Raw genomic sequence first — 11669 nt, 5'->3', positions numbered from 1 at the left:
GCCCCGCGATAGGGCCTCTACTGGCACTGAAAAACGACTCAAAAACCCAATAAATTCAATTTCTTGCCGTACAACACGGAATCCCGCTAGCATCGCCCCCGCCATTTGCGCCAATAATAAGTCCAAGCCCGCAGCGCCCAACCATCGAGGCCAGCATGTACATCTATCGTTTGGTCCTGCTTCTGGTCGTGGGGATCTACTTGTTCTCCCCAGCCATCATGGACTGGTGGATCGAGCCGACCGGAGCCTGGTATCGCCCTTACCTGCTCTGGCTGATCCTCATCGTCGTCACCTTCATCCTGCAGAGCCAACGAGATGCCGATGAGCTTTAGCCTGACCCAGATGATCCTGATCAGCGCCGGGTACCTGTTGGTGCTGTTCGGCGTGGCCTGGATCAGCGAACGCGGGCTGATCCCGCGCTCGGTCATCCGCCACCCACTGACCTACACCCTGTCGCTGGGCGTCTACGCCAGTGCTTGGGCCTTCTATGGCTCGGTGGGCCTGGCCTACCAGTACGGCTATGGCTTCCTGGCCTGCTACCTGGGGGTGTCCGGGGCCTTCCTGTTGGCGCCGGTGCTGCTCTACCCGATCTTGAAGATCACCCGCACCTACCAGCTGTCGTCACTGGCCGACCTGCTCGCGTTTCGCTTTCGCAGCACCTGGGCCGGGGCCCTGACCACCATCTTCATGTTGATTGGCGTATTGCCGTTGCTGGCCTTGCAGATCCAGGCCGTTGCCGACTCGATCAGCATCCTCACCGGCGAGCCAGTCAAAGCGCGAGTGGCGTTCGCCTTCTGCGCCTTGATCATCCTGTTCACCATCTTCTTCGGCTCACGCCACATCGCCACTCGCGAAAAGCACGAAGGCCTGGTGTTCGCCATCGCCTTCGAGTCGGTGATCAAGCTGCTGGCCCTGGGCGGGGTCGGCCTGTATGCCCTGTACGGCGTATTTGGCGGGCCGCACGGGCTGGAAGTCTGGCTGCTGCAGAACCAGACCGCCCTGGCCGCATTGCATACACCTTTGCAAGAAGGCCCATGGCGCACCCTGCTGCTGGTGTTCTTCGCCTCGGCCATCGTCATGCCGCACATGTACCACATGGCGTTCACCGAGAACCTCAGCCCACGCTCGCTGGTCAGCGCCAGTTGGGGCCTGCCGCTGTTCCTGCTGTTGATGAGCCTGGCCGTGCCGCTGATTCTGTGGGCTGGTCTGCGCCTGGGGGCGAGCACTAACCCTGAATACTTCACCCTCGGCCTAGGCATTGCCGCAAACAACGAGGCGCTGGCGCTGTTGGCCTACATTGGCGGGCTGTCCGCCGCCAGCGGCTTGATCATCGTCACCACCCTGGCGCTATCCGGCATGGCGCTGAATCATCTGGTGCTGCCGCTCTACCAGCCACCGGCGGAAGGCAACATCTATCGTTGGCTGAAATGGACCCGGCGCGCGCTGATCGTCGCCATTATCACCGCCGGGTTCATCTTCTACCTGACCCAGAACACTCACCAGAGCCTGGCCAACCTGGGCATCGTTGCCTTCGTCGCCACCTTGCAGTTCCTCCCTGGTGTGCTGTCGGTCCTGTACTGGCCAACCGCGAACCGGCGTGGCTTCATCGCCGGGCTGTTGGCCGGCATGCTGGTGTGGATGGTGACCATGCTGCTGCCGCTGCTGGGTAATCTGCAGGGCTTCTACATCCCGCTGCTGAACATGATCTACGTGCTCGACGACACCAGCTGGCACATGGCGGCAATCGCCTCGCTGGCGGCCAACGTCCTGCTGTTTACGTTGATCTCGTTGTTCACCAATGCCAGCAGCGAAGAAATCAGCGCCGCCGAAGCCTGTGCGGTGGACAACGTGCGCCGACCACAACGCCGCGAGCTGCACGCCGCCTCGCCACAAGAGTTCGCCACCCAACTGGCCAAGCCGCTGGGCGCCAAGGCCGCGCAAAAAGAAGTCGAGCAGGCCTTGCGCGATCTCTACCTGCCCTTCGACGAGCGCCGCCCGTATGCCCTGCGCCGCTTGCGCGACCGCATCGAGGCCAACCTGTCCGGGCTGATGGGGCCAAGCGTGGCCCAGGATATGGTCGAGACGTTCTTGCCGTACAAGTCTGGCAACGAGAACTACGTCACCGAAGATATCCACTTCATCGAAAGCCGCCTGGAAGACTACCACTCGCGCCTGACCGGCCTTGCCGCCGAACTCGATGCCCTGCGCCGCTACCACCGCCAGACCCTGCAGGAGCTGCCGATGGGGGTCTGCTCGCTGGCCAAGGACCAGGAAATCCTCATGTGGAACAAAGCCATGGAGGAGCTGACCGGGATCGCCGCCAAGCATGTGGTCGGTTCACGCCTGATGACCATCAGCGAACCCTGGCGCGGCTTGTTGCAAGGCTTCATCAACGTACCCGATGAGCACTTGCACAAGCAGCGCCTGGGCCTGGATGGTCAGATCCGCTGGCTCAACCTGCACAAGGCGGCCATCGACGAGCCCCTCGCGCCGGGTAACAGCGGCTTGGTCCTGCTGGTCGAAGACCTCACCGAAACCCAGGCCCTGGAAGACAAGCTGGTGCACTCCGAGCGCCTGGCCAGCATCGGCCGCCTGGCAGCCGGGGTGGCCCACGAGATCGGCAACCCGATCACCGGCATCGCCTGCCTGGCGCAGAACCTGCGCGAGGAGCGCGAAGGCGATGGCGAGATCACCGAACTGTCCAGCCAGATCATCGAGCAAACCAAGCGCGTATCGCGCATCGTCCAGTCGCTGATGAGCTTCGCCCACGCCGGCGGCAGCCAGCAGAACAGCGAAGAGCCGGTGTGCCTGGCGGAGGTGGCGCAAGATGCCATCGGTCTGCTGGCCCTCAACCGGCGCAATTTCGAAGTACAGTTCTTCAACCTCTGCGACCCCGATCACTGGGTCGAGGGCGACCCGCAACGCCTAGCCCAGGTGCTGATCAACCTGCTCTCCAACGCTCGCGACGCCTCGCCACCGGGCAGCGCCGTGCGGGTGCGTAGCGAGATGAGCGAGCACGCCGTCGACCTGATCGTCGAGGACGAAGGCAGTGGCATCCCGAAAAACATCATGGACCGCCTGTTCGAACCGTTCTTCACCACCAAGGACCCGGGCGAAGGAACCGGACTGGGTCTCGCTCTGGTCTATTCCATCGTGGAAGAGCATTATGGGCAAATCACCATCGACAGCCCCGCCGATATCGAACGGCAGCGTGGCACCCGGATCCGCGTGACCCTGCCCCGGCATGTCGTAGCGACGTCCCCTGAAATTCGAGACCGTCGAGAGAATTGAATCAATGCCGCATATTCTGATCGTCGAAGACGAAACCATCATCCGCTCGGCCTTGCGTCGACTGCTCGAGCGCAACCAGTACCAGGTCAGCGAAGCCGGCTCGGTGCAGGAAGCCCAGGAACGCTTCAGCATTGCCACCTTCGACCTGATCGTCAGCGATCTGCGTCTGCCTGGCGCGCCCGGCACCGAGCTGATCAAGCTCGGCCAGGGTACCCCGGTGCTGATCATGACCAGCTACGCCAGCCTGCGCTCGGCGGTCGACTCGATGAAGATGGGCGCGGTGGACTACATCGCCAAGCCCTTCGACCATGACGAGATGCTCCAGGCCGTGGCGCGGATCCTGCGCGACCGCCAGAACGCCCCCGCCGCAGCGCCAGCCAGCGCCGAGCCACGGGCCAATGGCAAGGTGGGTGCTGTCGACAAGGGCACCAACAACGCAGCCAATGGCGAGATCGGCATCATCGGCTCGTGCCCGCCGATGCAGGATATGTACAGCAAGATCCGCAAAGTCGCCCCGACTGACTCCAATGTGTTGATCCAAGGCGAATCCGGCACCGGTAAAGAGCTGGTCGCCCGCGCCCTGCACAATCTATCGCGACGGGCCAAGGCGCCGATGATCTCGGTCAACTGCGCGGCCATCCCGGAAACCCTGATCGAGTCGGAGCTGTTCGGCCACGAGAAGGGCGCATTCACCGGCGCCAGCGCGGGTCGGGCCGGCCTGGTCGAAGCGGCCGACGGCGGCACGCTGTTCCTCGATGAAATCGGCGAACTGCCACTGGAAGCCCAGGCGCGCCTGCTGCGTGTGTTGCAGGAAGGCGAAATTCGCCGGGTCGGCTCGGTGCAGTCGCAGAAAGTCGATGTGCGCCTGATCGCCGCGACTCACCGCGACTTGAAGAACCTGGCCAAGGCCGGCCAGTTCCGCGAAGACCTTTATTACCGCCTGCACGTGATCGCCCTGAAGCTGCCCGCACTGCGTGAGCGTGGCAGTGACGTCAATGAGATCGCCAATGCCTTCCTCGCCCGGCAGAGTGCGCGTATCGGTCGCGATGACCTGCACTTCTCCCACGAAGCCGAGCAGGCCATTCGTCATTACAGCTGGCCGGGTAACGTGCGCGAACTGGAAAACGCTGTCGAGCGCGCGGTCATTCTCAGCGAGAGCCCGGAAATTTCCGCCGAGCTGCTGGGCATCGACATCGAACTGAGCGATCTGGACGATGACGAGCTGTTGAACAACCTGCCGACCATCAGCGGTGTCAGCGCCAACAACGCCAGCCATGAGCCGACCGAGGATCTGTCGCTGGAGGATTACTTCCAGCATTTCGTCCTCGAACACCAGGACCACATGACCGAGACCGAGCTTGCTCGCAAGCTGGGTGTCAGCCGCAAGTGCCTGTGGGAACGGCGCCAGCGCCTGGGCATTCCACGGCGCAAGAGCAACGCTACCAGCGATAACTGATACATCATTCTTGGGGCTGCTTTGCAGCCCTTCGCGGGCAAGCCCGCTCCCACAGGCTGTGCGCCGCTCTCAAGCTTAGCGCTGTACCTGTGGGAGCGGGCTTGCCCGCGAAGGGCCGCAAAGCGGCCCCAAAAGCTTCGGTAACAGATCAGTTCGCGCAAAAATCTGTTACCTCACCCCTCCCGCCGTAACAGATGCCGAGGCGTACGGTAACGAAATTTCTACATTTGCCCGCCCGGCAACCCCGCCAAAATCCCGCAACCCCCTGATTTTACTGGACCTGCCAAAGTTGGCACGGCACCTGCTATATGTTTGGTACAAGAACAATAACAAGCACTGCAACTCAGAATAAGAACAAGACGAAACGGCTCACGCACAATAAAAACAAGACGGCGGAGGCGCAGCTAACTGATTCTTTTGGAGAGGAGTTGTGTTTGGGGCTTGCCCCACAACCAGGCAGAGAACAACAAAAACTGCACTAAAGCAGCGCCTACACTGGTTGGATCGACAGATCAGCATCACCTCAGCGGCCAAAGCAATCCGTTTGCTCTTTACCCCCGGTTTGGGGGTCGTCCACAAGTTTCGAGCTTTGTGGACAGGGCACTCAACAAAAACAAGAAGCCCAGCAGAAAAACAATAAGAGCACGCAACGACTTCTTGGGGAGCTTAGGCTCCCCTTGTCGTTTCTCCCCCCTGGAACACCCCTTGGCGCATCGCCTACACCATTCCCCCAGTAAATGCTAGAATCCCCGCCCATCATGCGGCCATTCTCCTATCCGTGGCCGAACATTCCTTCAAACAGTGCATCCCATGCTGAAGAAGCTGTTCCAGTCATTCCGTCCGCCCACCGGTGGTCAACACCACAGGCGCACCACGCCTGAAGTGATCAACAAGAGCCAGCACTCGCTGCAGCGCAGCCAGTTCAGCCGCCATGCGGTAAGCATCGTCGACCGCCTGCAGGCCGCCGGCTATCAGGCCTACCTGGTCGGTGGCTGCGTGCGCGACTTGCTACTGGGGATCAACCCCAAGGACTTCGACGTCGCCACCAGCGCCACGCCCGAACAGATCCGTGCCGAGTTCCGCAACGCCCGGATCATTGGCCGTCGCTTCAAGCTGGTCCACGTGCATTTCGGCCGTGAGATCATCGAAGTCGCCACCTTCCGCGCCCATCATTCGGACGAAGGCGAAGGCGATAGCCATCGCTCGTCGCACAATGCCAGCGGTCGCATCCTGCGTGACAACGTCTACGGCACCTTGGAAGAAGACGCGCAGCGCCGCGACTTCACCATCAATGCGCTGTACTACGATCCGGTCAGCGAGCGCATTCTCGACTACGCCAACGGTATCCATGACATCCGCAACCGCCTGTTGCGCTTGATTGGCGACCCGGTCCATCGCTACCAGGAAGACCCCGTGCGCATGCTGCGCGCCGTGCGTTTCGCCGCCAAGCTCGACTTCGGCATCGAAAAGCACACGGTCAAGCCGATTCGTGAGCTGGCGCCACTGCTGCGCGAGATTCCCGCTGCCCGCCTGTTCGAGGAGAGCCTCAAGCTGTTCCTCTCCGGCCAAGGCGCAATCGTCTTTGAAATGCTGGTCGACCTGGAGTTGTTCGAGCCGCTGTTCCCAGGCAGCAGCCATGCCCTGGAAGAGCGTCCGACCTATACCCATACACTGATCAGCCAGGCACTGGCCAACACCGACCTGCGCGTCAAGCAAGGCAAGCCGGTTACCCCCGCCTTCCTCTTCGCCGCCCTGCTCTGGCCAGCCCTGCCGGGCCGCGCGCTGTATCTGCAAAGCCAAGGCGTGCCGCCAATCCCGGCCATGAACCAGGCCGCGCACGACTTGATCGCCGAGCAGTGCCAGCGTATCGCTATCCCGAAACGCTTCACCCTGCCGATCCGCGAGATCTGGGACATGCAGGAGCGCCTGCCGCGCCGTAGCGGCAAACGCGCCGACATGCTGCTCGACAACCCTCGTTTCCGTGCCGGCTACGACTTCCTGCTGCTGCGTGAAAGCGCAGGCGAGGAAACCGAAGAACTGGGCCAATGGTGGACTGACTACCAGGAAGCCAACGACAGCGAGCGTCGCGACATGATCCGCGACCTGGGCAACCGTGACGATGGCGCCGGAGCCGCCCCACGCAAACGCAAGCGCAGTGGCTCCAAGCGCAAGCGCAGCGGTGACGAGGCCTTTGACTGAGCATGAGCAGCCGCGCCTACATCGGCCTGGGCAGTAACCTGGCCGATCCCGCCGAACAGCTGCGCAATGCCCTCGATGCCTTGGACAAGGCCGAGGGCACCCGCCTGGCAGGCGTGTCGAGCTTCTATGCCAGTGACTCGCTGCTGCCAGGCCAGCCGCGCTACACCAATGCCGTGGCCGCGCTGGACACCTCGCTGGCCCCGCTGCAACTGCTCGATGCCTTGCAAGCGATCGAGAATGGGCAGGGCCGGGTCCGTCAGGAGCGCTGGGGGCCACGCACCCTCGACCTGGATGTACTGCTGTTCGCTGACCAGGTCATCGATATTCCCCGCCTGAAAGTGCCGCATTACCACATGCAGGCGCGCCCCTTCGTGCTCTACCCGCTGGCCGAACTGGTCCCGGCGGATTTCACCCTCGCCGATGGCCGGCGCCTCGCCCAGCTGCTCGAAGACTGTCCGTTCGTCGGCCTGGAACGCCTGTAATTCGGGCGTTGCAGGCGACGGTAACGCCAGTAACACCCGCGCCGTAACAATGCGGTAACAGGGTCATTGACTTCGCCCCCCTCGCTCACGACTATAGGCGTCCCGTGGCGTCGATGTGCCACATATCACCTATTTAGGCCCGGACGGACCTGTGCCCGAACATCACAGTCGATGATGTGCCGCTCCGGAAGATGAATGCATGCGTTGTTCGCAGTCGTTTTTCACAGCGCCTGAACGAGGATTTCCTACATGCCTGAAGTAACCCTGACCACCCTGCACGGCCGAAAGGCCAAGGGTGAGAAAATCACCATGCTGACCTGCTACGACGCGACCTTCGCCAAGGTCGCCAGCCAGGCCGGTGTGGACGTACTGCTGGTGGGTGACTCGCTGGGCATGGTCCTGCAAGGTCACGACAGCACCCTGCCGGTCACTACCGCCGAGATGGCCTATCACACAGCCTGCGTCAAACGCGGCAATGACGGCGCATTGATTCTTGCCGACTTGCCGTTCATGGCCCACGCCACCCCCGAGCAGGCCTTTGCCAACTGCGCCACACTGATGCAGGCCGGCGCGCATATGATCAAGCTCGAAGGCGCTGCCTGGCTGGCCGAAACCATCCGCCTGCTAGCCGAGCGCGGCGTGCCGGTGTGCGCACACATGGGCTTGACCCCGCAAACTGTCAATGTACTGGGTGGCTACAAGGTCCAGGGCCGCCAGGAAGCCCAAGCGCGGCAGATGCGCGCTGACGCCATTGCCCTGGAGCAAGCCGGCGCGGCCATGCTGCTGCTCGAATGTGTGCCTAGTGAGTTGGCGGCGGAGATCACCCAGGCGGTGAGCATTCCGGTCATTGGTATTGGTGCCGGCAGTGCAACTGACGGCCAGGTGCTGGTGCTGCACGACATGCTCGGCCTGTCCTTGAGCGGTCGCGTGCCGAAGTTCGTGAAGAACTTCATGGTCGGCCAGCCAGATATCCACAGTGCGTTGGTCGCCTATGTCACGGCAGTCAGAGACGTCAGCTTCCCCGCCAGCGAACACGGATTCAGCGCATGAACACAGTCAAGACCGTGCGTGAGCTGCGCGCTGCCGTCGCCCGCGCGCGTGGCGAAGGCAAGCGCATCGCCTTCGTCCCGACCATGGGCAACCTGCACAGCGGCCATGCTGCGCTAGTGACCAAGGCCGCCCAGCGTGCTGATTTCGTGGTTGCCAGCATCTTCGTCAATCCGCTGCAGTTTGGCGCCGGCGAAGACCTCGACAGCTATCCACGGACCCTGGCCGCCGACCAGGAGCGCTTGCTCCAGGCTGGCTGCCACCTGCTGTTCGCACCCACCGTCGAAGAGATGTACCCCGACGGCATGAGCGTGCAGACCCGGGTCAGCGTGCCGCAGTTGTCCGAAGGCTTGTGCGGCGCCAGCCGTCCTGGGCACTTCGAAGGTGTCGCAACCGTGGTCAGCAAGCTGTTCAACATGGTCCAGCCCGACCTTGCCGTATTCGGCGAGAAAGATTTCCAGCAGCTGGCGGTGATCCGCGCCATGGTGCGCGACCTGAACATGCCGATCCAGATCATCGGCGAGCCGACCGTGCGCGCCGAGGATGGCCTGGCACTGTCGTCGCGCAATGGTTACCTGAGCCCGGAGCAGCGCGCAGCGGCGCCAGCCCTGTATCGTGAACTGAGTGCGATGGCCGACGCCATTCGCCATGGACAGCGCGACTATCCAGCGTTGATCGTTGCGGCTCAGGCGCAGCTGCTGGCCGCAGGTTTTCGCCCGGACTACCTGGAGGTGCGCCATGCGCTGACCTTGCGCCCGGCTATGATCGATGATCGCGATGTGGTGGTAATTGCTGCAGCGTACCTGGGTACTACACGACTGATCGATAACCTGTACCTGCATCTGGATGAACTGACTGCCTAGGCCTTGGGGGAGCAACTGACTTTGCTGTGTCAGTGCCGGCCTCTTCGCGGGCAAGCCCGCTCCCACAGGGATTTGCATGTTTCACGCGATCATTGTTGTGCCTGTGAGGCCCACTGTTTGCCGTGAGTCTTAGCAAATCTCTCAAGGTCATCTCAATCCCTGTGCCGCCCCCACAGGGATTTGCATGTTTCACGCGATCATTGTTGTGCCTGTGAGGCCCATTGTTTGCCGTGAGTCTTAGCGAATCCCTCAAGGTCATCTCAATCCCTGTGCCGGCCCCTACAGGGACTTGCATGTTTCACGCGATCATTGTTGTGCCTGTGAGGCCCACTGTTTGCCGTGAGTCTTAGCGAATCCCTCAAGGTCATCTCGATCCCTGTGGGAGCGGGCTTGCCCGCGAAGGCCGCGCAGCGGCCCAAATTCTCCCTGCCTGCCCCCATTCCCCCCACGCAAGCAATGCCTATAATGATCCCCAGCCTGCAACCGGCAGCGACTGCCCGTTGTCCAAGGCACGATCATGCATCAAGGAAACCATCCGCAATGGCGTATTACCGTACCCCCCATGATGTGACGGCGCTGCCCGCTTGGCAGGCGCTTGTGCAACACCGCGACGCCATGCAGGGCTTCAGCATGCGCGAAGCCTTCGCTGCCGATTCCAAGCGCTTCGACCAGTTTTCCCTGAGCAGTTGCGGGTTGTTCCTCGACTACTCGAAAAACCTGATTACCGAGCAGACCCGCGAGCTGCTGGTCAATTTGGCCAATGAAGTCGATCTTGCCCAGGCCATCGAGTCGATGTTCAACGGCGAAATCATCAACGCCTCGGAAGGTCGCCCGGTGCTGCACACCGCGCTGCGCCGCCCGGTGGGCGACAAGCTCAGCGTCAATGGCGTCAACGTGATGCCTGAGGTGCACAAGGTCCTCAACCAGATCACCGAGCTGGTCGGCCGCATCCACGATGGCCTGTGGCGCGGGTACAGCGAAAAGCCGATCACCGACGTAGTCAACATCGGCATCGGTGGCTCGTTCCTCGGCCCGGAGCTGGTTTCCGAAGCCCTGCTGCCCTACGCCCAGCGCGGGGTACGCTGCCATTACCTGGCGAACATCGACGGCAGCGAGTTCCACGAGCTGTCGGCCAACCTGCGCGCCGAAACCACGCTGTTCATCGTCTCGTCGAAGTCGTTCAACACCCTCGAGACCCTGAAGAACGCCATGGCCGCACGGACCTGGTACCTGGCCCAAGGCGGCTCCGAGGCCGAGCTGTATCGCCACTTCATCGCCGTCTCGAGCAACAAGGCCGCCGCCGTGGCCTTCGGTATTCGTGAAGAGAACATCTTCCCCATGTGGGACTGGGTCGGCGGGCGCTACTCGCTGTGGTCGGCCATCGGCTTGCCGATTGCCCTGGCCATCGGCACCGCCAACTTCAAGGAGCTGTTGTCTGGCGCCTACACCATGGACCAGCACTTCCAAACCGCGCCGTTCGACAAGAACATGCCGGTCCTGCTGGCCCTGCTCGGCGTCTGGTACGGCAACTTCTGGGGCGCCAACAGCCACGCGATCCTGCCGTACGACCATTACCTGCGTAACATCACCAAGCACCTGCAACAGCTGGACATGGAATCCAACGGCAAGAGCGTGCTGCAAGACGGCACCCCGGTGAAAACCGAGACCGGCCCGGTGATCTGGGGTGGCGTGGGTTGCAATGGTCAGCACGCTTATCACCAGCTGCTGCACCAAGGCACCCACTTGATCCCGGCGGACTTCATCGTCCCTGTGGTGAGCTTCAACCCGGTCGCCGACCATCACCAGTGGCTGTACGCCAACTGCCTGTCGCAGAGCCAGGCGCTGATGCTCGGCAAGACCCGCGAAGAGGCGGAGGCCGAACTGCGCGGCAAAGGCCTGAACGAAGCGGACATCGCAAAGCTCGCGCCGCACAAGGTGATCCCGGGCAACCGCCCGAGCAACACCTTGGTAGTCGAGCGCATCAGCCCGCGCCGCCTCGGCGCACTGGTGGCGATGTATGAGCACAAGGTGTTCGTGCAAAGCGTGGTGTGGGGCATCAACGCCTTCGATCAGTGGGGCGTGGAACTGGGCAAAGAGCTCGGCAAGGGTGTTTACCAGCGTCTGGTGGGCGCTCAGGAAGAGTCCGCCGAAGACGGCTCTACCCAGGGCTTGATCAACTACTTCCGTGGGCGTCACCGCGGCTGATCCGCCGCTGCCCACTCTCCAGCGCGGGGTAAGCCCGCTCTCACGCAGCCTTGAAGGGCGTGGGGGCAGGCTTGCCCCGCGATGGTTTCTGCCCTGCCCAATTCGTGGAACACGTTCGCTGACTAC

Annotated in this window: 8 protein-coding genes; all 8 read left to right on the top strand. The window is 62.3% G+C overall.

Translation table 11 applies throughout. From position 1 onward, the window contains the following. The first annotated feature begins 155 nt into the window (after positions 1-155). Entirely contained in the window at positions 156-332 is a 177-nt protein-coding gene (locus tag ACF8K2_RS16460) for a hypothetical protein (RefSeq protein WP_003250005.1), read from the top strand. Further along, positions 316-3291: a sensor histidine kinase gene (locus tag ACF8K2_RS16455; RefSeq protein WP_186556474.1), complete on the top strand. Its 2976-nt coding sequence runs from the start codon at positions 316-318 to the stop codon at positions 3289-3291. Before ACF8K2_RS16460 ends, ACF8K2_RS16455 begins: the two co-directional genes overlap by 17 nt. Before the next feature lie 4 nt (positions 3292-3295). Then, complete coding sequence (locus ACF8K2_RS16450) at positions 3296-4747, top strand: sigma-54-dependent transcriptional regulator (protein WP_368972092.1); 1452 nt, start codon at positions 3296-3298, stop codon at positions 4745-4747. An 810-nt stretch (positions 4748-5557) separates the two neighbouring features. After that, positions 5558-6946, top strand: a complete 1389-nt coding sequence (locus ACF8K2_RS16445) for a polynucleotide adenylyltransferase PcnB (RefSeq protein WP_186556476.1) — start codon at positions 5558-5560, stop codon at positions 6944-6946. A gap of 2 nt (positions 6947-6948) precedes the next feature. Beyond that, positions 6949-7428 (top strand): 2-amino-4-hydroxy-6-hydroxymethyldihydropteridine diphosphokinase, encoded by a 480-nt coding sequence (folK, locus tag ACF8K2_RS16440; protein ID WP_392466052.1) that lies wholly within the window; start codon positions 6949-6951, stop codon positions 7426-7428. Between the two features lie 249 nt (positions 7429-7677). Continuing rightward, entirely contained in the window at positions 7678-8478 is an 801-nt protein-coding gene (gene panB / locus ACF8K2_RS16435) for a 3-methyl-2-oxobutanoate hydroxymethyltransferase (RefSeq protein WP_368972094.1), read from the top strand. Beyond that, the gene (gene panC, locus ACF8K2_RS16430; RefSeq protein WP_392466050.1) at positions 8475-9338 is read left to right on the top strand and encodes a pantoate--beta-alanine ligase; all 864 of its coding nucleotides are present in this window, start codon (positions 8475-8477) and stop codon (positions 9336-9338) included. The genes panB and panC overlap by 4 nt, the downstream gene beginning before the upstream one ends. A gap of 540 nt (positions 9339-9878) precedes the next feature. Continuing rightward, positions 9879-11543, top strand: a complete 1665-nt coding sequence (gene pgi, locus ACF8K2_RS16425) for a glucose-6-phosphate isomerase (protein WP_264236927.1) — start codon at positions 9879-9881, stop codon at positions 11541-11543. Positions 11544-11669: the final 126 nt, after the last annotated feature.

It is taken from the genome of Pseudomonas sp. xss_2 (assembly GCF_043104195.1).
Classification (GTDB): Bacteria; Pseudomonadota; Gammaproteobacteria; order Pseudomonadales; family Pseudomonadaceae; genus Aquipseudomonas; species Aquipseudomonas urmiensis.
This window is presented reverse-complemented; position numbering and strand designations above follow the sequence as displayed.

What these genes read in the sequence shown, in the direction of transcription:
- panB (WP_368972094.1), top strand. Translation starts at nt 7,678, where the DNA reads ATGCCTGAAGTAACCCTGACCACCCTGCACGGCCGAAAGGCCAAGGGT.
- ACF8K2_RS16445 (WP_186556476.1), top strand. Translation starts at nt 5,558, where the DNA reads ATGCTGAAGAAGCTGTTCCAGTCATTCCGTCCGCCCACCGGTGGTCAA.
- ACF8K2_RS16450 (WP_368972092.1), top strand. Translation starts at nt 3,296, where the DNA reads ATGCCGCATATTCTGATCGTCGAAGACGAAACCATCATCCGCTCGGCC.
- pgi (WP_264236927.1), top strand. Translation starts at nt 9,879, where the DNA reads ATGGCGTATTACCGTACCCCCCATGATGTGACGGCGCTGCCCGCTTGG.
- folK (WP_392466052.1), top strand. Translation starts at nt 6,949, where the DNA reads ATGAGCAGCCGCGCCTACATCGGCCTGGGCAGTAACCTGGCCGATCCC.
- panC (WP_392466050.1), top strand. Translation starts at nt 8,475, where the DNA reads ATGAACACAGTCAAGACCGTGCGTGAGCTGCGCGCTGCCGTCGCCCGC.
- ACF8K2_RS16460 (WP_003250005.1), top strand. Translation starts at nt 156, where the DNA reads ATGTACATCTATCGTTTGGTCCTGCTTCTGGTCGTGGGGATCTACTTG.
- ACF8K2_RS16455 (WP_186556474.1), top strand. Translation starts at nt 316, where the DNA reads ATGCCGATGAGCTTTAGCCTGACCCAGATGATCCTGATCAGCGCCGGG.